Origin of the sequence: Rossellomorea aquimaris (genome assembly GCF_008180865.1) — a bacterium.
GTDB classification, from domain to species: Bacteria; Bacillota; Bacilli; order Bacillales; family Bacillaceae_B; genus Rossellomorea; species Rossellomorea yichunensis.
Genome location: NZ_VTEX01000001.1, coordinates 1,248,298 through 1,269,834 on the forward strand (window position 1 = coordinate 1,248,298; position 21,537 = coordinate 1,269,834).

A 21,537-nucleotide genomic window follows, 5' to 3' on the forward strand; every position below is an offset into this window, starting at 1 on the left:
TTTTTCTATGTTTCCCAAAGGAGGTGCTATTATGCATCCCCGAGGCTCATGTTAACGTTCCTTTCCGTAAAAATGCATCCCCCATACATCTTCTAAAATAGTGATGAATGTTTCGTTTATATGTCCCCATTGAAAAGAATCATCCATGTGTAGATTCTCCAGAGTCCCGTTCATTATTAGTAAGTCATTACTTATGTAGTCTTCAAAATTCCTAACAATGGGGTTAGGAACCTCCTTTCCATTAACTCTTGCTCGAATCATAGATGAAATGGTGTCCTTTATTTCTTCATTTATATTAATGTGGTAAATCATTTCGTTCATCCCATTTGGAGGAAAAGTTTGAAACTCTTCAATCCATTTACAAGCAAGCCACGGTCTGATAATCGTCATCCATTTCTTCAAATCTTTGGTATCCTCATACAGATACTTTTCAATATTGCGTTTAGCCATCTGGTTGTAATGAATTAAACAGCTGGCGGGAGAAAAAGTCATGTCTCTCAGCTCCCTGATATTCTTTATAACCGAGAGCTCCCTATACACGTTTTCATTTGTTAGCCACTCCAATAGAGAGGGGTTTGATTTCCGAAGTAGTTTGAGTGCTTTACTAAGGTCCCAGCCGCTGAATTCAATGGAATCGTATGTAGACTTTATAATAACGTCCTTGGTCTCTTGAAGATTTAAATATGCGGTAACCTCCCGAATATAAATAAAACGGACATCATAATCACTCTCATCTGTTTGATACCCCCATGCACGACTCCCGGCTTCAACGGCATACAGAATTATTACTCTCTCTTCTATTTCGATATTTTTCAGCTCACCTAGAATGATTTTTCTCACAAAATAATTCTCCTTAACTTATCTTTATTAGTAGGGTTTTCCTTTCAGTATTTGATATACTTAATCACACAAACAAGTCGATAGATAGAGGTGAATAGCTTGACCAAGAAAAAAATGTACTCATGGAGCCTGCAGGTTCTCATTATTCTTACCATTATTTATGTTTCAACAAAGATCTCCTTTTTATTTGAACCGATTGTCGTATTCGCTTCAACATTATTTTTTCCTATCATCATTTCAGGATTTCTGTATTTTTTATTAAATCCATTAGTCAATCTCCTGGAAAAAGCAAGATTACCGAGAACCATTGCCATCATCGTGCTTTATGCTGCTATCATTGGTGTAATGGTGCTAATTATTGGGAATATCGCGCCTATTCTCACAAAGCAGATAACAGGGTTGTTCAATGAACTTCCGGAGTATGCAAGACAAACGAGGAATTTCATCGAATACTTATCTGAGACTCAACAATTCAAATGGATGATGAGTCAAGACTATGTGTCACTAAAAGATGTAGAAAAACAGCTAATGGACTTTGCCAATACTTTACCAGATAATATTACAACTGCTCTTAAAGGAGTAGTAAGTGTACTGACCAGTATTACGATATTGATTGTCACCGTCCCTTTTCTATTATTCTTTATGTTTAAAGACGGTCATAAATTTCCTAAGGCAATCTCAAAATTCCTTCCTCCTGCCTACCGGGAAGAAGGGATCAACACTTTAAAGGATACGAGTGATACACTTGCCGCATACATACAGGGACAATTGACGGTAGCATCCTTTGTAGGAACCCTGACTTTTATCGGGTATTTGATCATTGGACTCCCCTACGCATTGGTGATGGCGTTAATAGGGGCGGTAACGAATATCATTCCATTTATCGGCCCTTTTATCGGTGCTGCACCTGCCATCATCGTGGCCCTGTTTGATTCACCGACGAAAGCCATTCTCGTCATAGTGGTTGTAACGATTGCACAACAAATAGAAGGGAACCTCCTTTCACCTCTTATTTTAGGAAAGCGGCTGGATACTCATCCAGCGACGATTATCATTTTATTGCTGGTGGCAGGAAACTTAGCGGGTATCCTTGGAATGATTTTAGCCGTTCCTTTTTACGCGGTAACAAAAACCATTGTGTTAAATTTAGTGAAGTTTATTAAACTGAGAAGATCTGCGATTCAAGAATGATAGTGGAGAGACAACCGGGCTAGCCCGGTTGTTTATTTCTGACGTGACAAAAACGTGGAAGTTGAACCGAAAGAAGGTTAAGGAGCAGATATGATTGACTCGATCCCGACAATCATATTTGTTTATACATAATCACATGCGGCCCGATTGGTTCTATTTCAAATACATCCCCCAACTGAATTAATCCCAATTTCTCATAATATGCCCCAGCCGAAATTCTGGCATTGCACCACCACATTTCGCACCCTTTATCTTTAAGAATTTCTTCACTGTATTCGATGAGCTGCTTTCCAATGCCATTCCCCCTGTAATCCGTAAGGGTGGCCATTCCCCTTAACCGGTAAGGCAGATATCCATTCAAACCCGGTTGTTCCTCCTGATAAAAGGAACCGATACTGATCAGCACTTCTCCTTCAAAAACACCAATGTGGAAGGAACTGTCGTCTAAATCTCCTTCGTAACGACACTCCTCTATCGATTGAGTCGGCCTTAAGATTTGTTGTCTAATGGCATATGTATCGGTAGCTGAAATAAAACGAATATGAATCATTTTCACCCTCCATTTTTGATCTCTAGTTTTTCATCCCTATTTTATCATAGCATCTTCGTCATATTTGAGGTGAATAAGAAAAGGAGCCATCCCTCCATAGGAGATTGCTCCTCTTGTATCCTTATTTCTTTTTAAATAACTTATTTGATGCACCTTTGACTGCCTTGCTTGCGGTGTCTACTGTTTTCCCGACCATTTTGTTCCCTGTATTGCTTAGATTTTTCACAAAATCTGCCGATGTATCTGACACTTTCCCTACAAGTCCGCCTTTACCGCTTACACTTTTGATTATTTCGTTAGCTGTGTCTGCCGTTTTATTCACTAGCCCGCTGGCTTGCTTTGAAGTGTTCTTTACAAAGTCACTTGGAGTATTTCGTTTATCTTCAGCCATGATGTTCTCCTCCTTAGAAAAAGACTCATCACTATCCCTATGTCAACCAATTTAAAAGTATGCTGATTCAGGGACTATCCTTATACCCCTTTTTTAGAAATTCTGTCGATAAAACCGTTTCGTGCATATCGCCATCTCTCTTCTCGACCCAATAGGCCGAAGCATGAACTCTTGAACTCACTACTTTATAAAGACTTTCATCAATAAAATGTAAAGCAGCACCATCATCCACCCCATAGCCTGCTTGAAATATCCCTTTACGGATGAATGAATGAAATTGGGTACGCCTATCTTCTTCGCCGTCATAATGAGGGGAGTGGCTTCCTTTTAAGAATCCCAACCCTTTAATCGTTTCTAATTCTTCACCATACGAATCAGTAATTCCTTCTTCAAACCAACAGATCGAACCTGCGCTCAAACCTGCAAGAATCGTCCCTGATTCCCAAGCTTTCTTGATGATAGAATCGACCTCCCACTCTCTCCATAGGGCAAGCATACTTTTTGTATTGCCGCCACCCACATAGATAATATCCTTTTCAAGAAGGAACCCCTCTAAATCTTTGGTAGGCAATTTGAATAGTGATAAATGGGAAGGCGTACACTGAAGCGAGAGAAAGGAATTGTAAAATCGCTCTATATAACCCTCAGCATCTCCACTGGCTGTAGGTAAAAAGCAAACCTTTGGCTTAGATTCCCCGGCCTGATTTATTATATATTGATCTAAGAGCAAGTTCTCAGGCTCCATGGAAAATCCGCCCCCACCCATTGCGATAATCTGTTTCATTGAATCAACACTCTCCCTCTATTCGAAATTCCCAATAAGTATCTTAATCCTATCAAAATCTGTGACTATAAGCGTACATTTTTTACAATTCAAGAAGAAAAAACAATAGAAAAAACCCCCTATACGAAATAGAGAGTTGATCACTTACTTTATTACTTCTACTGTTAATAAAATCACTTACCAGCACCAGACGTTTTTTTCTTTTTCAATTTCATTTCTTTTTGGAATGAAAGAATTAATCCATATGTCATGACAAATAAGATGATACCTAATGGTAATGCTGTGATGATGGTGGCAGCTTGTAAACCGCTGATTCCCCCAGTGCCCATCAAGATCGCTGCAATGGCAGCTAGTACGATTCCCCAGCTGAACTTCACGAAGAATGGAGGGTTCAAGCTTCCATTGGACGTTTGCATCCCCAGTACAAATGTTGCAGAGTCAGCCGAAGTCACAAAGAACGTGATAATCAAGATGAGGGAAATAATCGACAGCACCCCACTTAGAGGCATTTGATCATATACATAAAATAGTGCCGTCTCCAAACTTTGACCCGCTACATCTACGCCTTGAACAAAGTCGTAATACAATCCTGTTCCTCCGAATACTCCAAACCATAGAGCGCATACGATTGTAGGAACAATGATGACGGCGATGATAAACTCCCGAACTGTCCTTCCTTTTGAAACCCTCGCAATAAAAGTTCCCACAAACGGTGTCCATGATATCCACCACGCCCAATAGAATATCGTCCAATCCTTCACCCACTGATTATTCTCCACATTAAAAGGTGAAAAGCGTAATCCCATACTAGGAAGGTTCTGAACATAGCTCCCAAAAGTGGTCAAAAACAATTCCAGGACAAATTGCGTAGGACCTGCGATGAGAAAGACAATGAATAACAAGACCGCCAATATCATATTGGCATTGCTCAGGTATTTAATTCCTTTTGATAAACCAGAAGCAGCAGAAGTAATAAATAGGACCGTTGCAACTCCCATGATGATAAGCTGAACTTTAAAGTCAATCGGGGTTCCCATCAGATAATTAAGTCCACTATTAATTTGTTGTGCACCAATTCCAAGTGAAATCGCCACACCGAAAAGTGTGGCAAACACAGCGACAATATCAACAATATACCCTATTGGACCTTTCACTCTATCTCCAATGACAGGATATAATGTGGCACTCATCAGTCCTGGCATGTCCTTCCTGAATTTATAATATGCAAGTGCCAATGCTACGACCGCATAAATGGCCCAGGCATGGAATCCCCAATGAAGATATGTATAGCGTAATCCGATTTTAGCTGATTCAATGGTCCCGCCTTCCCCATATGGTGGAGTGGAGTAATGAGAAACAGGTTCCGAGACCCCATAGAAAAGGAGTCCGATTCCCATTCCCGCACTAAAGAGCATGGCAAACCATGTCAATGTGGAATATTCAGGCCTATCAGTGTCCTTCCCTAATCGAATCTTCCCATATTTACTAAATGCAAAGAAGATGGCGATGATGAAAAAGAATGAAGCTGAAAATTGATAAAACCAGCCAAATTTGTCTAGAAGAACTCCTTGAGTATTGGACATGATATCGATTAATGCCTGAGGAAAAATAACCCCCCAAGCCACAAAAATGATGCCGATTGTAATCGCAATCCAAAACATTGGTGTAAAATTTTTCAAATGACTTCCCCCTTAATTCGTTGTTGTAGCTCTATCATGTAGAAATAGGTAAGTAAAGAAAATAAATGCACGAACTTATTAGTACCCCCCTTTTCCAAGGGATAAACTAGTAAGTAACTGGAAAGTGAGGGACGGACCTTTACCAGGTCCGTCCCTCACTCTAAATTTACATATTCCAAATTCACATTTTTATATTGATTTTTCGTGTATCTTTTTTTCATTTAGGGGCAAATTATAGTAGACGGAGGTGATAAACATGACTAACAACAACAACAACAAACCACAACAACAAAAAAATGAAGCAGAATTTGCACAAGAGCAAAACGCTGCTGAAAGAGCTAGAAAAGCTGCTAAACAACAAAATCAGCAAAATCAACAAAACCAACAAAATAAATAAAACATAGGACACAATTGAATACTTAATTAGAGACTAGTCAACTGACTAGTCTCTTACTATTAAGCCCGTTTCTCTTAGCACAAGGATTTCTTTAAACCATTCCACAATGTGTAAATGAACTTTCATAATGACTCCTATGGGTTGGCTAGATCCTTATCATGATGTTACATAGAAAAACCTCCCAGGATTGTTCCGGAGAGGTTAGTGTGATTAGCTTATTCTTGATGTTATGTAGTGTGCACATATAAAGAAATAAGATATATAAAGGGAAAAAGAAACTCACAACGATTTCCCCTGGCAGGTTATGCCTGCTCTTTCTTTTTCAACGGTTTGTACGCAACAAAAACCGCAAGTACTGCGGCTACGACATTGATCAAGGTCCCAATAACGGGAGAACCTTTATATCCATCACTATGATATAAATTGGTTAAAACCAGACCAGCAATAAGACTTAGTATGATGTTACTTCCTATGAAAACTCCAATAAAAACAAAAAATTTCTTAGCGTTATTCCACAAAATTCAGCACTCCAGTAAATAAGTATCGTTAACAGTACAGTAACAGAATTATTGAGGAAAAACCACTATAGAGGCGTACTTTTTAGAGTCCGGTATCCACTGGATGTGGGAAAACACAAAAAAACAGAGTACGTCAGCTGACGTACTCTGTTTGGAGTTTTACGATTGAATTACTTTTGAACGTTAGCTGCTTGTGGTCCACGAGCACCTTCAACGATTTCAAATGTAACGTCTTGACCTTCTTCTAATGATTTGTATCCTTCACCTTGGATAGCCGAGAAGTGAACAAAAACATCGTCTTGACCTTCAACTTCGATGAAACCGAAACCTTTTTCAGCGTTAAACCATTTAACTTTACCTTGTAACATAAAACAAGTACCTCCTAGTGCAGTTGCACATAAAAATATTTATATTCCTGCTCTGATTAAGATTCAAGACGAATGTTCTTCAATCATGCATATTAACCGAACAAAAATAACTATCTTTACTATAACAGAATCTCATGCAAAACTCAAGAAATGTATGGGGCAATTTGTAAATTACAAGTGTGTTTCTACTCTGCCATTGTTGGATTGTGTTCTTTTGTATATAGTTTTTTGATCATACGTATTTGTCCCCTATGATTGATTTCATCTTCAAATACATGAAACCACTTAAAGAAGTTATTTCCTTTTTCACCATACCACCAATCCGTTTCTTCATATAGCCAGGATTCATCCAATTGTTTGAACTGTTCCACCGTTTTGTTCCTGGTCATCTGTAAGTTTTCCAGGTAGAATTCGACTCCATTTCCTTTAATCAATTCGGCTGCCTTACTGCCTAAGCTTAAGGCAGGTTCTAAGGTCGTTGCGTATTCTTCAATTTCATCATCACTTAAATTTTCAAAGGTCAAGACCTGATAAATTTTTTCAACTGCATCAAAATGAGCAAGAAGCATCCCGATTGAATTTGCCTCATCATGACATCTGTAGTCAAGCATTTCCACCGGTAAGTTCTCCACTTCACTGATAGAAGTGAACCGTGCATAGTCCATCATTGATAGGAGTAAAGAATAGTCTTTCTTCATTCCATTTTTTTCTTTAATTAAATATATTGAGTTGATTTCCATTGTTTCTCCCCCCGGTTTATTCTTCTCTTACTATATATTGGATAAATAAAGTTAATCTCCTTGTTTATTTTGTCGATTATTCAATTATTCAGGACTGTGCTGGGGATCTTTTAATAAATCACGTATCTCTTTAAGCAGCTCTTCCTTCTGATCGACCTTTATTTCCGCTTTGATCTCCTCTTTTCGCTCCATTTTCTTATATAACCGAATAATAAAGAATATGGCGAGGGCTATGAGGAAGAAATCCACAACGTTTTGCAGGAAGACTCCATATGTAATGACAGCGTCTCCTACCGTAACTTTTAAGTTCGCAAAGCTGATGCCACCAAGCAATATACCAAGAAGGGGCATTATGATGTCATCCACCAGGGATTTGACGATTTTACTAAAAGCTGCACCTATAATGACCGCGACTGCCAGATCTATGACATTTCCTTTCACGGCAAACTTTTTAAACTCCTCCCACATTCGCATTCTCCTTTTGTTTACATTGAAGTACAGGAACCTTGCCTGTCAGGAGTTAGTTTGCCACAATTATACAATTTTATATAGTAGTATGAGTTTCTTTATAGCTACAACAGTTTTTTAGAATTACATGGGAAAGGAGAGAACAGATGATGTTCTTTTCCCTCAGATACAAGACAGGTTTCTTCAATATGTACTAAGGGTAAGCCGGAAGTTTTCATCAAAGACAGTGAATTTTATTTAACACATCGATTCATAAATCAATGCCCACCCTTTGGTACAATTGTTCCAAGGAGGGATAATATGTTTTGGATATGGTGTGGACTCCTTCTTTATGCATTATTTCTTGCACCTGGAAAAGTTTTTACAACTGATCCTATTGTACAGAACTTACTTACTGGTAACTTTGCTGAGGTGGATCCACTTGTTGTAACTGTTTTTAACTTCCTTGGCCTTTTCCCATTATTGTTTGCTTCATTATTGATCCCAGTTGAACGGGGCAAACCCCCCGTATGGCCATTTATTTTAGGATCATTCGTTTTGGGGGCATTCAGTCTTCTCCCTTATTTTTTCTTACGAAAGAGAAAGACCCCTTCATCAAAAAGAAACCCTAAATGGATTCATAAAATTCTCAAATCCAACGTTTACAGTATTCTACTTATTCTATTAGCATTCTCTTCGTCCATCTATCTTCTAAATGGATTTTCACTGATCGCTTATTGGGAAGCGTTCAACAATTCAAAACTTGTAAGTGTCATGACAATTGATTTCTTAGTTCTTCTCTGGCTCTCATCCTATGTAATGAAGACTAAATACAATGTCACACTTTTTCCTATTCTTAGCTACATTCCCGTTATGGGTCCGCTTGTGTTACGATGGATAAAATACAATGGGAGGAAAACTTATCATGTTTACGAAGATACCAAAAGAACAGAAAGACACGATGATTGAACGGATTCAAACGTTTTATTATGAACAGACCGGTGACGAAATTGGGGATTTAGGTGCTGAAAATTGGTTCGATTTCTTTATGAAAGAGATTGGTCCATATCTCTATAATCAGGGAGTGATGGATTCTAAAGATGTATTGATGGATAAGATGCTTCTTCTCGAAGATGATTTGTATGCTTTAAAAAGACCGGTAAATACTAGATGATCAATACAGACAAAGGAGCAGGACAATGCTGTCCTACTCCTTTGTTACGTTATGAAGAACTGCATCATCAATTCGACCGTTATCATTAACAAGTTCAATTGTGACAGCTTCTTTGTCTTTATTCTTTATTTCTCTTATCAACTTGTCGATCTCTTCCGGTTTTTTAATATCTACAGTTTTCATAACCTCAAACTCTTGCGGAGATTCTCCCTGTTTACGGCTCTTTAACTCTTCATCTGCGTAAATCAGATCCGTTCCCAGGGCATTTTTAATCGTGGTTCCCTGCAGGAAGAAACGGGTTTGAAACGGAGTATCAGGTTCAAGTTCTTTGTCTGTGACCACTCCTCTGAACGTAATCGTATTGGCCTTTTCATCTATTGTCACTCCACCACTCACGACCATTTCAGCAGCATTCCGGTTACATGCACTCAATAGAACGGCCATAAGTATTCCGGCTATGATTACTACTTTTGATGCTTTCACTAAGGTGTCCTCCTTATATGTATGTGCATTAATATTTTACCAAATGTTGAATGAAAAGTGCCAGATACAATTTGCACTGTACTTTTAATGCAAAATTAGTGGGATTTAATGATAGGAGGCAGTATGGATACAGGACAGGGAACTTTGTGAGGTGAAACAGTGGATTAAAAAAGAGGTCGGTGGTCAAAGGGCTTTGTCATTCAATTTTATCGATTGATAAACATACGAAAAATTACTTGGTGGCCGGATCAAAGTCGCCATCTTCACTCTTTGTTGGAGGAAATGGAGTGCATACTGATTTCCGATATAACTTATAGCTTTTTTGATATTTCATTATGTTGGTTTGATCTTACCACCAATCGATGACATCAAGTAAATCAGCCGGACGATTGTTAAGCTATCGCCAGCTAGAGAAAATAAAAGAATTCCTATTCATTACTTTGTGAGATGCTTGTTACATACGGCTTTAAGGATAAACATTTTTTCTTGTAGACTTAACATTCTCCAACACTTTGCACGAATAATCATAATGATCTCCCCTTTCCTTATTTTCATACTCTTTTACTTACTTGTCTTTACCTCCTTTTCAACCATTACAAACACTTCAATTTGCTACATATTTACAAACAAAAATACTTTCTCCGACATGTTGCCCTATCGAAAAAAGTATTAATTGAAAACATATGTCAATACGTATAGGTAAATGTAGAATTCTTTTTGAAAAAGATCTCGTTTTAATTTGAAATCATGTTTAATAATCATTGATCTCGTGGAACTTTTAGAAAGCACCTTATTAAAAAGTCCATTTACGAAAGGAGTTTCACAAAATGATGAAGTACCCTGGCTGTTAGCCCCCATATTACTTTGTCTTCATAGTAATAAAAATGTTCTTTCATATTTCTCGCTTGCCAGTTGTAATTTTCTCCACCGGGAATCTGTTTGAAGGGAAAGCTCTCTTCTGGCTCCATCTTGAACTTGATGTTATACAAGTCCGGTTCCCTTTCCTGAAGATAGGTTAATGGTGTAGTAAAGATTTCATCCACTTCAGCTTGATTAGGTTTTAATTCTTTTAAGGATACATTTATCTTGCCTACATATGGATAAATGATCGTCCCAAAAGGAGATACGATATAATCAAGTGGATACACATCTGTAATGGTGTCCGTATGAATTCCCAGTTCTTCTGATGTCTCACGAATAGCTGCTGCTTTCTCATCCGAATCACTTCGATCTATCCTTCCTCCAGGAAAACAGATTTCTCCAGGTTGTCTTCTCATGTTTAAGGAACGAACTTCAAATAAAACATGTGTTTGGCCGTTGACCTCAATCAAAGGAAGTAGAATAGCATATTCAGAAAATGTTTCACTTCCAAGCACTTTCGGAGTTCTATCTTTGAATAGCTGCAGTATCTCATTCACATCCATTCTATCCCCCCCTTCTTTAGATAATCTATTCTATGATTTTCTTTATTATAGTATGAACAAGTAGCAAGACCAAGCTATACGTCTCCCCACTTTCCTATTTGATCTATAACACTATCGTATACTGAAAGAATCTTAGAAGTACTATTTTTCGTATTGGACATCCTCTTTCCCACGACCTTAATTCATTGCCTAGTATCCAAATAAAATAAACATCCTGCTGAACGTATTGGCAGGATGCTTTGTTACTTATTGTTCAGGATTTATTCCTTTCCATTCCTGAATTCCATCGTCTTCGATGATCCCCAACGTTACGTCCGCAATGTCCGGATCACTCATTAATTTATCTTGAACAGAGAATTTAATATCATCTGCTTCCGAAAGGGGTAATCCCCTTTTCAGTTCAAGGTAAGATTCAACATGATAGTATCGACCTTCCTGAGTGATTCTCAGTTTAAAGATATCGATTACTGCTTCGTGCTCAAAGATCGCACTTGCGATTCGGTCCTCGACTTCCTTTGGAGCAGCCACTCCTATCAGACCGACCATGTTGTCATAACCGACTCTGAAGGCGACTCCAACCATGAGGAATCCAATGACAATGGTGACGATTCCATCCAAAAGCTGATAGGCAGAGAAATAGGACACCAATACCGCAATCAGAGCTAAGATAGCCCCTGAAACAGCGACCAAATCCTCATAAAAAACGAGCCTTGTCGGTGGTGAAGCACGCTTTACGTTTTTAAACGCTCCTGAGAAAATTCCCAAACCCGTGCTTTCAGCTCTTGCTTCCTGTCCGATTTCCTTCATTACTTTATAGAGAATGGCACCATCGATAAGGATATTCAGTAATAATACCGACACGTTCAGCCAAATGCCCTTTACCTCTGCGGGATGTTTAAGTAAATGAATCCCTTCCCGTATGGTTTCATAGGCCATGATGGAAACAACGATAACCGCAATCATGCAGAAAAGATTGATGACTCTTCCAAATCCTGTCGGGAACTTATCCGTAGGTTGTTTTTCTGAAAGAACACTTCCTATAAATACAAAGCCTTGATTCACTGCATCAGCTAACGAATGCATCGCCGAGGCAAACATTGCTCCACTTCCACTGATGAAGTAGGCTATCCCCTTTGCAATCGCCAGAATACCGTTCCCCACCATAGCGAAAAATGATGACTTGTTTCCTTTCTTCACTAATGAAATAAAAGATTGATCCCCCACATTTCACACCACCTATACTTAATTCTTAATAAGTAGTATCTCACCAGATAGAACTTTCATAAGCCGATTGACGAACCTTTTCAGCTTTTCTATACTGTAACAATGAATGTATAGATGATTACATAAAACGAATTTATTAAGGTCAGGAGAACAAAACATGGATTTTACTATTCAAAACCTTTCCTTCTACTTAATACAGGTAGAGGGCAAAGGGGAAGAAGCCGATAAACGGCATAAGCATTTTCAGACGTTAACTGGTACCGAATATGAAGAAAGTCCATTAAAAAGCTTTTTAGATGGCGAACTAACCAAAATCGTGAAACGGAAAGTAGATCGACATTCAAAGTCCGAGTCTGCCCCAACAAAAATTGGACGATTTGTAGTGGAACCAGGTCATGAACTGACTTCCAATCCAAATTTTAATTTATTTCACCGCACACGTTATGCTGAAAACAAAGAGGACTTTCGCGAAGCCTGTGATCAAATTGTTCAAATGTACTTAGAAGCGAGTGCTATCCGCGGTGGTGCATTCCTCGTTGCGACTGCAAAGCTGACTAAATTCTTCGACGATCCTTTTGTGTTCATCATGAAATGTGATTTTGAACCAAAGGTTGCCACCATTACCGATGAAGCGACTCTGATTCACAATGTCGAAATGGCGATTACGACGAAAAACATGAAATCCATCCAATATCCTTACATGCCTGAAGAAGGCATGATGGACTCTGCCGAAATCAAGATTCATCAAGCTTCACACGCCAGATACTTTGAAGATTTCTTGAAATGGGTGGAATATGAGAAGTCCATGCCGGAAATCGTGAAATCTCAGGTTTACGGCATGGTCAAGGAACATATTTCAGAAACCTATGCCGAAGAGAGTGACGAACGGGTTGAATTTGAAGAAGCAGTGGAAGAATGGGCAATCAGTCCAAAGCGTGAGCTTCAGGAAAGGTTCACGACTGAACAAGTGGTAGAAGCCACCTCCCAAATCGTCGAACAGTCACCTGAAGTCGAACTGAAGGTGAAACTTGATCATGTATCCGTTAAAGCTCTTCTTTCCGACTTTGGTGACAGCATTCATCTTGCGAAAGTAAACGGTCGATATGTACTGATGATCGAAAGCGAGTCCGTCATGTTTGAAAAAGGCTTCTCCCCACTGGAATTTTTAAAGCCTGATGAACTGCATGAAGTGATTCAGCGAATACAAGAAAAAGAATAAGATAGAGCCATGTTTTAAAATACATGGCTCTTTTTCTAAGAAATCTCTTGTCTAGATGAAGGAATTTTCATAAAATTTAGTAAGTAACTTCTTTACATTTTGATTAATTGGAGATGAAACATGCTTACTTCAAAACAGCTTCAAGACATTAAAAGCCTGCAGATCGTCTGCGAAAAACACGAAGAGATAAATTTAAAACTTAACTGGGATATGCTTAAAAACCGTACAAACAGCCTGGATGATTTTCTTCTTTACGAAGAGGAGCAACTGATAGGATTTTTAGGGTTGTACGGCTTTGGTGAAACATATGAATTATGTGGGATGATTCACCCGGATTACCGTAACCAACAACTATTTCGAGAACTATTCCAGGAAGCCATACAATCACTAAGGTCACGATCTGTTCAAAAACTCTTACTGAATTCTCCCGGCTCTTCAGCTTCCGGGAAGGGGTTTATTGAAAAAATAAAAGCCACTTATGATTTTACAGAATATGAAATGAAGTGGAATAAAAAAAGTTTGTCCTTAAACAACACTGATCTTCAATTACGGAATGCTTCTGAAAAGGATATAGAAACGATCATTGACCTTGATGAAAAATGCTTTCACGTTGTAAGGTCTGATGCTGAATCATACACCAAGAGATTACTTGAATCAGGTGAAGGAAACTTAATGATTGTTTACAATGGAGCCACCGTAGGGAAGATTAGAATTCAACGAGTGGACAATCGAAGCTTTATTTATGGCTTCGCTATCCATCCCTCCCATCAGGGAAAAGGCATCGGTAGAAATGCCCTGTCTCAAGTCGTGATGAAGGAATCCGAGTGGACCGGCGATATTTACCTGGATGTATCGGCTACCAACAGGAATGCCCTTAAGCTTTATGAATCAAGTGGATTTCAGACCTTCTATAGTCAGGATTACTACCAGTTTCCTTTATAAGATTTAGCCATATTAACGAGGAAGAGCACAGAGGTTCAGACCCCTGTGCCTTTTTAACGGTAAAATTTATGTTCTATTTTCCACGTGTCTTCAATGGTCAAAACACCGTGGGAGAAGTAAGGAAGTTTACGTTTATCCGTGGGGGATCCTGGATTAAACAAAAGTCTCCCTTTCATATAGCGGGAATATGGGATATGTGAATGACCAAAGACGATCAAGTCTACCTCATCAGATTCGAACGCTTCCAGAGCTCTTTTCTCCGTTGTTTTCCCCTTCCCGTGTCCGTGCACCACACCGATTTTCAGTCCTTTTTTCTTGATGATTCTTTTTCGGGGAAGAAGCGCTTGAAGATCTGCATTGTCCCCATTTCCGACAACGGCAATCAGTTCTCCGTACTCCATAAACTCTCGATAAGCATCAAGGGTTTGAAAGTCTCCTGCATGGATGATCAAATCACTACTCATGAGATCTTCCTTCAGAATTTCAGGAAGCCCTCTCCTTTTTTTAGGCATGTGGGTATCGGACACGACTATAATCTTCATCTCATACTCCTTTTGGTTTCACTGTGCTTTCTGTTTTAATTGTTTCCGTTCTGTCTCAATTTGATCAAGGTCAATACGGTTAAACAATGGTGTTGTCGCTTCAATGCTGATTTCTACCGGCAAAGATACTGGAGCCCATACGGATTGCCCGCTCATACCCAGTTGATCAGCCAATTTTGAAGAAGTGAAGGGGAGAAACGGTTGAATGAGATTCCTTAAATTACATAATAGGTACAGGAATTCCTCTAATATCTTTCTTCCTTCCTCCCTATCCTCTTTTAATACATTCCACGGTTTCAATTCATCAAAACGCTTATTCGACCATCGAATGAATTCGAATGCTATTTCAATTCCCTGTCGAGTGTTCCCTTCCTCAATCGATTGCCCAACCGAATAAAATGTTTCTTCTATTTTATCCTTAACAACATTAGGCATAATAGAGAGAGTAAGGTTATGACCAAATTCTTTCCCATAAAATTTCAACGTGCGTTGAGCCAGATTCCCCAGAGCTCCCAGCAGTTCACTGTTATGACTATAAATGAATTCTCTCCAGGAGAAATCTGCATCTCTCTTTTCCGGTGCATTAATGGTAAGAAAATACCGAATGGAATCTGGATGATAGTCGTTGAGAAGTTCCTTCACCCAAACAGCCCAATTCCCGCTCGTTGAAATTTTCCTTTTCTCAAGGGTTAAATATTCATTTGAAACAATATAGTCAGGAAGATTCCCTTCGCCAATTCCTATAAGAATGGCGGGCCAAATAATACTATGAAAAGGGATATTATCTTTTCCATGTACATAATAGGACGTGGTTGCCTCCTGCCAAAAGTCCTTCCACTCACGCTGATGCTCCCTCGCCCACTTTTTTGAAGCACTCAAATAGCCACTCACAGCCTCTATCCATACATATATTTTCTTATCTTGAAAACCTTGAATCGGGACCTGCACACCATTCTCTAAATCCCTTGTAACCGGTCGGTCATGCAAGCCTTCCTTTAAATAGCGATTTGTAAGCTGAAGGGCATTATCTCTCCACCCGGTGCCGTTATCCATCAGTAATTGTTGAAGAGGTTCCTGTAATTTAGAAAGGGAGAAATATAAATGCTTTGTCGTCCTAAGCACCGGTTCATGACCACAGAGCTTGCAGGTTTTATCCATTAAATCAGTCGGGTCTAAAACCGTCGAGCATTGATCACACTGATCACCTCTTGCCCTCGAGCCACATACGGGACAGGTTCCTTCCACAAACCGATCAGGCAAAAATTGATGATCATGCTCACAATACGTTTGCTCCACTTCTTTTTCATAAAGCCAGCCCCGTTGATAAAGAGTGGTAAAGATGTTTTGAACTTCTTCATGATGATGTGAGTGATCTGTTCTTGTGTACTCTTCATAACTAAAGCCTAAAGCGTGGAAACACTCCAGGAACTCGTGGTGATATCGATTCGCTACCTCTTCAATGCTTTTTCCTTCCTGTCTGGCCCGAATACCGATGGGGGTCCCATTACAGTCACTTCCTGACACGTAGAGAACATCTTCTCCTTTTAGACGGTAATATCTTGCAATAATGTCCCCTGGCAATAGGGCTGCGATGTGACCTAAATGTAACGACCCATTTGCGTATGGCCAAGCGCCACCAATAAATATAGTCATGACCTTATCCTCCTCCTGAAAAATATAAAAAACCCCTCGTCCTTAGATATCGATCGACATCTAAGGACGAGGGGTTGAACTCGTGGTACCACCTTAGTTTATAGCTTGCTCACACAAGTCTATCTCAGCAAGTACGGAGCATATAAACAGCTCTTATACCGTGACAATGATAACGGATGCCCACTCCCGTTCCACCCTACACCAAAGCGGTTCGAGTAGAATGCTCCGAGACCATTTTCCATAACGAGTTACCCTGCTTCTTTTCAGCTTCCGAAGCTCTCTGATTAAGGACTCATCTATGTACTCTTCTCATCAACGCAAGTTAGATTTGTTTATATTATGCCACTTTTCCAAAAAATTGCAACATCGCTTTAAAGGTTTTAATTGTGAGTATTAGTGGAAAGGTGTATAGACGATACTATTTTATTAGACCAGATTTCAGCAAAAGAGGTGATGCCCTGTTGTTTTCATTACAAAAGCAATTCAAGCGTCCTAATGGATTACTCGGCTGGTTTGTCGGAAAAGTAATGGAATTCGATAATCGAAAAATAAATAATTGGTCCATTAAGCAATTGTCCATTAAAGATGGCGATCATATTCTGGAAGTAGGCTACGGGCCCGGATATTGTATTCATCGCATTTCAAGTCGTTTTCCTAAATCGCTTGTGGATGGGGTTGATATTTCTGAGACAATGAAGAATGCTGCACACAATAAGAATGAAAAAGCCATTGAGAATGAAAGAGTTCGGTTATTTGTTCATGATATTAGTCAATTTGAATTGAACAATGTTGAGTACGATCGGATTTTTTCCGTCAATAACTATCCTCTATGGAAAGACCAGAAAAAATCACTTTCACATTTATATAATATGTTAAAAAAAGGTGGCACCCTTCTCATTACCGTCCAACCACGCGGGGATGAGGAAAGGGATAGCAGGGCGAAACACTATGGCGAGAAAATTTCTGAAGCTTTGCATGAAGCTGGCTTTAAAGATATCACTCTTTCTTATTGGAATGTTAAACCCGCTTTAACGGTATGTGTGAAGTGTGTGAAGTAGATTTGCAAAAACAAGCACCTCCTTAAGAAAATCAATTCTTACAGGAGGTTTTTCCTTTACCGTTTAAATGTTCTTAATCCATTTTAACCCGTACAAATCATCAATAAATTCCCGTTGACATCTCTAAAGTTAAAATAAGAAAAGTCGGGAAACGTGATGATCCCGGATTCAAATGTGACTTTCTTTTCGTGAAAGTCTTCTCTTACTTTTTCAATTTGAGTGGTATGGAAATTGCACATTGGAACATTTGAAGCAGATGGAGTGAATCCTTTTTCCTCTTCTAAAGTTAGTGATGTTTCCCCCATCTGAAAAGTATAAACGGGAAGCTCCTCAATCTCATTATACTGCACTGGATCGACTTCAAAACCCAGTACTTTTTCGTACCAATCCACAGAATCCTTTAGATTAAGAACGGGAATAAACACTGTATTCATTTTTCTTTGAATCATGTGAACTCCTCCTTATTATGTAGCCGGCTTTTCCACCAGATGGAAATCAATTTGATTTTCGTGAACTTCAAGCCGGGCTTGGATTCCGTTTGGAAGGATAAACATAGGGTCAGTATGACCAAAATCCAGATCCGTAACGACTGGGATTTCATACTCCTCTGTGACACGGGATAAAATGCCGGCCGGTTGATTCTCTTTAAAGCCAACGTGATCATGAAAACGTCCAACGACTAGACCATTAATTTTCGAATATACACCCATGTGACTGAGTTGAGTTAAGTATCGATCAATTGACGACGGGGTTTCCTCTGGATCATCTTCAATACATAAAATGGAACCATCGAGATCTGGAAAGTATTCTGTACCTGCAAGAAGGAGCATGGTTCCCATATTGGCTGCAATGATTTTTCCTTCTGCTCTCCCTTCTTTGACTACATGAGGTCCCTTATTTACAATTTGTTCTCTTAATCGATTGTCTTCTTCGTCCCACCATAGATGTTCCATTACATAGGAAGAAGAGGCGGAGTAATCTACTCTTTCACCTTGAACGAGTGATTGGAAGAAGTGTTCCTTTGTGTATGTTTGCAGTCCTCCATATTCTCCAAACTGTGGCAGAACGGCAGGTCCAAGATATGTTGTGAGACCGGTCTTTTGATAAATGGCCAAGTGGAGAGCCGTTATGTCACTGTATCCGAGGAATATCTTTGGATGCTTTTGGATTAAAGAGAAATCCAGAAAATCCAGTAGTTGATGAGAACAGGTTCCTCCAATGGTGGTGATGATGGCTTTTACATCTTTATCCCTGAAGAGATTATGTAGGTCCTCCACTCTTTCCTCGATGGTACCAGCCATATACTCTTCAATTTTCAACGTGTTTGGCGCTACTTTCACGTTAAAGCCTAAATTCTTAAGCTCTTCAATCCCTCTTTTCAATCTCTTAGGGCAATGAGCAGCGACTGGGGAAGATGGGGAACAAATCCCGATTGTATCTCCTATTTTTAATCGATTTGGAATCGTCATCTGCTTGACCTCTCCATCAAATATGTCTTATAATGTCAGATTAATAGAAATAGTAGTACAATACAACCTTTATCTTCGCATTTCAGGTTCAAAAATAAAACAGCCAGCCCACTTAGGACTGACTGTTACCATTTTATTCTTCTGTATTGTTTTCTTCAGTGTTGCTTTCTTCTTCCATGTTTTCTTCCGTTTCAGTACCTGTGTCTTCCTCTGTGTCTCCACTGCATCCGGCTGCAAATGTTACTACTGATAGAGCTGTCATTGACATTAATAACCACTTTTTCATACTTTTCATTTTTAATAGCCTCCTGTTATGATGCTTTGTTCAACTACATCTCTATCATACTGATTTCAGGAGGAAAAAGAAGGTTATTTACCTTTATTTAACATACATTTAGAATCTGTTAATCTAGGCGTTCATTTATTTACGAAGAATTCAGTAATCTTTACAATTTTAATTCTTTAGCCTTTGAAGCACTGATTAATTCTTTTATTTCATCAAATGATCCATGCTGAATCAAATCGATTATTTTGCTTCCAACGACCACTCCATCACAGTATTTACTCATGGTACTCACATGTTCAGGAGTAGATATTCCAAACCCGGCAAGTACTGGGACTTGACTGTTTTCTTTTAATTTATTCAGGTGATTTGAAATATTGTTTCCAAATCCTTCTCTCGTTCCAGTAATACCATTAATCGTAACAGCATAAAGGAACCCTTCAGTGACGGAAGCCAATTCCTGAATTCTCTCTAACGGACTCGTAAGCGTTGCTAATTGAATAATGGCGATTCCATTTTCTTGAGATGGCTCCCTAACCAATTCATGATGTTCAAGTGGCAGATCAGGAATGATCACACCGTCCACCCCTGCATTCTTACATTCCTGAAAGAAACGCTCTACTCCATATTTGTAAATGGGATTAATATACGTCATAAAGACTAACGGAATGCCAATTTCCTTTCTACTCTCATTAAGCACTTCAAACACCTTTTGCAGTGTCGTCCCGTTCTCCAGTGCCCGCTTCCCTGCCTCTTGGATGGTCGGGCCATCGGCAACGGGATCAGAGAACGGAATCCCGACTTCTATGGCCGTCGCCCCTCTTTCTTCGAGCATTTTCAAGGTCGATATCAAGTTCTCTATACCCCCATCCCCTGCCATCACGTAAGGAATGAATAGTTTGTTTCCTTTATCCAGTTCAGCTTTATACGTATTCTCAAGAAATGATTTACCCATGTTGACTACCTCCCAGTAACTCTTTCACTTGTTCCACATCTTTATCCCCTCTGCCGGATAAACAAATCACTACTGACTCTTCTTTTCTCATTTTTCCTGCTAACTTCACCGCATAGGCGACTGCGTGTGAGCTTTCAAGTGCTGGTATGATTCCTTCTGTCTGGGACAGCTGCTTAAATGCATCTAATGCTTCCCGGTCTGAAATGGACGTATATTCCACTCTATCAATGTCTTTCAAGTAGCTATGCTCCGGCCCGACACCAGGGTAATCAAGGCCTGCTGAAACAGAGTGGGCTTCTTGAATCTGCCCTTCATCATTTTGCAGCAGGTACATCATGCTGCCATGAAGAATCCCGACGGACCCCTTTGTTAATGTGGCTGCATGTTTGTCGGTTTCAACCCCGCTTCCAGCCGCTTCCACACCGTATAAGTCAACTTCCCTATCATCAATGAACGGGTGAAACATTCCGATGGCATTGCTGCCGCCTCCAACACAAGCGACAATGGCCTTAGGGAGGCATTGTTCCTTTTCGAAGAACTGTCGCTTTGTTTCCTTACCGATCACACTTTGAAAATCCCGTACCATTTTAGGAAATGGGTGTGGCCCTAACACGGAACCGATAATATAGTGTGTGTCCTCTACATTTGCTACCCAGTAGCGCAGGGCTTCATTGACTGCATCTTTTAATGTGGCACTTCCCTGGGTGACACTCACCACTTTCGCTCCCAGTAACTCCATTCTGAATACGTTGAGCTTCTGTCTGCGAATATCTTCCTCCCCCATAAAAATGACGCAATCCAGGTTTAAAAGGGCACATACGGTTGCCGTTGCGACACCATGCTGCCCTGCTCCTGTTTCCGCCACGATTTTTCTTTTGCCCATCCGTTCTGCAAGCAGTGCCTGACCGATTGTATTATTGATTTTGTGAGCACCCGTATGATTGAGATCCTCACGTTTTAAATAGATTTTCGCTCCACCTACCTGTTTGCTTAGATTTTCAGCAAAGTAGAGTGGGTTTTCTCTTCCTACATAATCCTTTAAATAGTTTTGAAGTTTCTCTTGGAATCCTTCATCCTTAGAGGCTTCATCATAAGCCTTTTCCAATTCTTGAACTGCCTTCATCAATGATTCCGGAACGAACCTTCCCCCGAATTGCCCGAATAACCCTTTTTGATCTGGTTGTGCGTATATCATCTCAATTCCTC

26 protein-coding genes and 1 other annotated feature are annotated in these 21,537 nt (G+C 39.6%); of the genes, 7 read left to right on the plus strand and 19 right to left on the minus strand.

The features are described 5' to 3' along the window. Positions 1-51 precede the first annotated feature (51 nt). Positions 52-840: a nucleotidyltransferase domain-containing protein gene (locus FZC88_RS06245; protein ID WP_148994061.1), complete on the minus strand. Its 789-nt coding sequence runs from the start codon at positions 838-840 to the stop codon at positions 52-54. Between the two features lie 99 nt (positions 841-939). Between FZC88_RS06245 and FZC88_RS06250 the strand changes: the two genes are divergently transcribed. Continuing rightward, positions 940-2,031 (plus strand): AI-2E family transporter, encoded by a 1,092-nt coding sequence (locus tag FZC88_RS06250; protein ID WP_148971084.1) that lies wholly within the window; start codon positions 940-942, stop codon positions 2,029-2,031. A 112-nt stretch (positions 2,032-2,143) separates the two neighbouring features. Here FZC88_RS06250 and FZC88_RS06255 read toward each other — a convergent pair whose 3' ends face one another. The 4 genes from FZC88_RS06255 to FZC88_RS06270 form a co-directional block, all read right to left on the minus strand. Beyond that, on the minus strand, positions 2,144-2,581 hold the full coding sequence (locus tag FZC88_RS06255; RefSeq protein ID WP_148994062.1) for a GNAT family N-acetyltransferase: 438 nt from the start codon (positions 2,579-2,581) through the stop codon (positions 2,144-2,146). Between the two features lie 121 nt (positions 2,582-2,702). Further along, positions 2,703-2,972, minus strand: a complete 270-nt coding sequence (locus FZC88_RS06260) for a hypothetical protein (protein WP_148994063.1) — start codon at positions 2,970-2,972, stop codon at positions 2,703-2,705. Between the two features lie 67 nt (positions 2,973-3,039). Further along, a complete protein-coding gene (locus FZC88_RS06265; RefSeq protein ID WP_148994064.1) occupies positions 3,040-3,756 on the minus strand; it encodes a Type 1 glutamine amidotransferase-like domain-containing protein in 717 nt (238 codons plus the stop codon). 173 nt (positions 3,757-3,929) lie between these two features. Then, positions 3,930-5,435 (minus strand): glycine betaine uptake BCCT transporter, encoded by a 1,506-nt coding sequence (locus tag FZC88_RS06270; RefSeq protein ID WP_315633790.1) that lies wholly within the window; start codon positions 5,433-5,435, stop codon positions 3,930-3,932. Positions 5,436-5,691: 256 nt separating this feature from the next. Between FZC88_RS06270 and FZC88_RS23870 the strand changes: the two genes are divergently transcribed. Then, positions 5,692-5,832, plus strand: coding sequence for a hypothetical protein (locus FZC88_RS23870; protein ID WP_187443445.1), 141 nt, complete (start codon positions 5,692-5,694; stop codon positions 5,830-5,832). A gap of 302 nt (positions 5,833-6,134) precedes the next feature. Here the strand turns inward: FZC88_RS23870 and FZC88_RS06275 are convergent, their stop codons facing one another. From FZC88_RS06275 to mscL, 4 genes are all read right to left on the minus strand, one after another. Further along, on the minus strand, positions 6,135-6,350 hold the full coding sequence (locus FZC88_RS06275; RefSeq protein WP_148971081.1) for a hypothetical protein: 216 nt from the start codon (positions 6,348-6,350) through the stop codon (positions 6,135-6,137). Positions 6,351-6,520: 170 nt separating this feature from the next. Next, the gene (cspD, locus tag FZC88_RS06280) at positions 6,521-6,718 is read right to left on the minus strand and encodes a cold-shock protein CspD (protein WP_032088076.1); all 198 of its coding nucleotides are present in this window, start codon (positions 6,716-6,718) and stop codon (positions 6,521-6,523) included. 185 nt (positions 6,719-6,903) lie between these two features. Then, entirely contained in the window at positions 6,904-7,458 is a 555-nt protein-coding gene (locus FZC88_RS06285) for a DinB family protein (RefSeq protein ID WP_148994065.1), read from the minus strand. An 84-nt stretch (positions 7,459-7,542) separates the two neighbouring features. Further along, positions 7,543-7,926, minus strand: a complete 384-nt coding sequence (gene mscL / locus FZC88_RS06290) for a large conductance mechanosensitive channel protein MscL (protein WP_148994066.1) — start codon at positions 7,924-7,926, stop codon at positions 7,543-7,545. Positions 7,927-8,226: 300 nt separating this feature from the next. Between mscL and FZC88_RS23875 the strand changes: the two genes are divergently transcribed. Together FZC88_RS23875 and FZC88_RS06295 are read left to right on the plus strand one after the other, a co-directional pair. Then, entirely contained in the window at positions 8,227-8,874 is a 648-nt protein-coding gene (locus FZC88_RS23875; protein WP_187443544.1) for a hypothetical protein, read from the plus strand. Further along, positions 8,831-9,079, plus strand: a complete 249-nt coding sequence (locus FZC88_RS06295; RefSeq protein ID WP_262371757.1) for a DUF2164 domain-containing protein — start codon at positions 8,831-8,833, stop codon at positions 9,077-9,079. Before FZC88_RS23875 ends, FZC88_RS06295 begins: the two co-directional genes overlap by 44 nt. Positions 9,080-9,112: 33 nt before the next feature. Here FZC88_RS06295 and FZC88_RS06300 read toward each other — a convergent pair whose 3' ends face one another. From FZC88_RS06300 to FZC88_RS06310, 3 genes are all read right to left on the minus strand, one after another. Continuing rightward, positions 9,113-9,562 carry a hypothetical protein gene (locus FZC88_RS06300; RefSeq protein ID WP_148994067.1) on the minus strand — a complete coding sequence of 150 codons (450 nt, stop codon included), beginning with the start codon at positions 9,560-9,562 and terminating at the stop codon, positions 9,113-9,115. An 806-nt stretch (positions 9,563-10,368) separates the two neighbouring features. After that, on the minus strand, positions 10,369-10,986 hold the full coding sequence (locus FZC88_RS06305; RefSeq protein WP_148994068.1) for an NUDIX hydrolase: 618 nt from the start codon (positions 10,984-10,986) through the stop codon (positions 10,369-10,371). Positions 10,987-11,232: 246 nt separating this feature from the next. Continuing rightward, positions 11,233-12,210 carry a cation diffusion facilitator family transporter gene (locus FZC88_RS06310; protein WP_262371760.1) on the minus strand — a complete coding sequence of 326 codons (978 nt, stop codon included), beginning with the start codon at positions 12,208-12,210 and terminating at the stop codon, positions 11,233-11,235. 157 nt (positions 12,211-12,367) lie between these two features. Here FZC88_RS06310 and FZC88_RS06315 point away from each other — a divergent pair, with 157 nt between their 5' ends. Together FZC88_RS06315 and FZC88_RS06320 are read left to right on the plus strand one after the other, a co-directional pair. After that, complete coding sequence (locus FZC88_RS06315) at positions 12,368-13,429, plus strand: DUF3900 domain-containing protein (protein WP_148971075.1); 1,062 nt, start codon at positions 12,368-12,370, stop codon at positions 13,427-13,429. 120 nt (positions 13,430-13,549) lie between these two features. Next, the gene (locus tag FZC88_RS06320) at positions 13,550-14,371 is read left to right on the plus strand and encodes a GNAT family N-acetyltransferase (protein ID WP_148994069.1); all 822 of its coding nucleotides are present in this window, start codon (positions 13,550-13,552) and stop codon (positions 14,369-14,371) included. 53 nt (positions 14,372-14,424) lie between these two features. Here the strand turns inward: FZC88_RS06320 and FZC88_RS06325 are convergent, their stop codons facing one another. Together FZC88_RS06325 and metG are read right to left on the minus strand one after the other, a co-directional pair. Then, on the minus strand, positions 14,425-14,913 hold the full coding sequence (locus FZC88_RS06325; protein ID WP_148994070.1) for a metallophosphoesterase family protein: 489 nt from the start codon (positions 14,911-14,913) through the stop codon (positions 14,425-14,427). An 18-nt stretch (positions 14,914-14,931) separates the two neighbouring features. Then, entirely contained in the window at positions 14,932-16,566 is a 1,635-nt protein-coding gene (gene metG / locus FZC88_RS06330) for a methionine--tRNA ligase (protein ID WP_148994071.1), read from the minus strand. A 59-nt stretch (positions 16,567-16,625) separates the two neighbouring features. Further along, positions 16,626-16,891 (minus strand) — a binding site (T-box leader). 136 nt (positions 16,892-17,027) lie between these two features. Between metG and FZC88_RS06335 the strand changes: the two genes are divergently transcribed. Continuing rightward, on the plus strand, positions 17,028-17,624 hold the full coding sequence (locus tag FZC88_RS06335) for a class I SAM-dependent methyltransferase (RefSeq protein ID WP_148994072.1): 597 nt from the start codon (positions 17,028-17,030) through the stop codon (positions 17,622-17,624). An 83-nt stretch (positions 17,625-17,707) separates the two neighbouring features. Here the strand turns inward: FZC88_RS06335 and FZC88_RS06340 are convergent, their stop codons facing one another. The 5 genes from FZC88_RS06340 to trpB form a co-directional block, all read right to left on the minus strand. Next, complete coding sequence (locus FZC88_RS06340) at positions 17,708-18,073, minus strand: VOC family protein (protein WP_148994073.1); 366 nt, start codon at positions 18,071-18,073, stop codon at positions 17,708-17,710. Between the two features lie 15 nt (positions 18,074-18,088). After that, a complete protein-coding gene (locus FZC88_RS06345; protein ID WP_148994074.1) occupies positions 18,089-19,093 on the minus strand; it encodes a S66 family peptidase in 1,005 nt (334 codons plus the stop codon). A 133-nt stretch (positions 19,094-19,226) separates the two neighbouring features. Next, complete coding sequence (locus tag FZC88_RS23880) at positions 19,227-19,388, minus strand: hypothetical protein (RefSeq protein WP_187443443.1); 162 nt, start codon at positions 19,386-19,388, stop codon at positions 19,227-19,229. Positions 19,389-19,539: 151 nt separating this feature from the next. Next, the gene (gene trpA, locus FZC88_RS06350; protein WP_148994075.1) at positions 19,540-20,331 is read right to left on the minus strand and encodes a tryptophan synthase subunit alpha; all 792 of its coding nucleotides are present in this window, start codon (positions 20,329-20,331) and stop codon (positions 19,540-19,542) included. Continuing rightward, entirely contained in the window at positions 20,324-21,526 is a 1,203-nt protein-coding gene (gene trpB / locus FZC88_RS06355) for a tryptophan synthase subunit beta (RefSeq protein WP_148971068.1), read from the minus strand. The genes trpA and trpB overlap by 8 nt, the downstream gene beginning before the upstream one ends. Positions 21,527-21,537 lie beyond the last annotated feature (11 nt).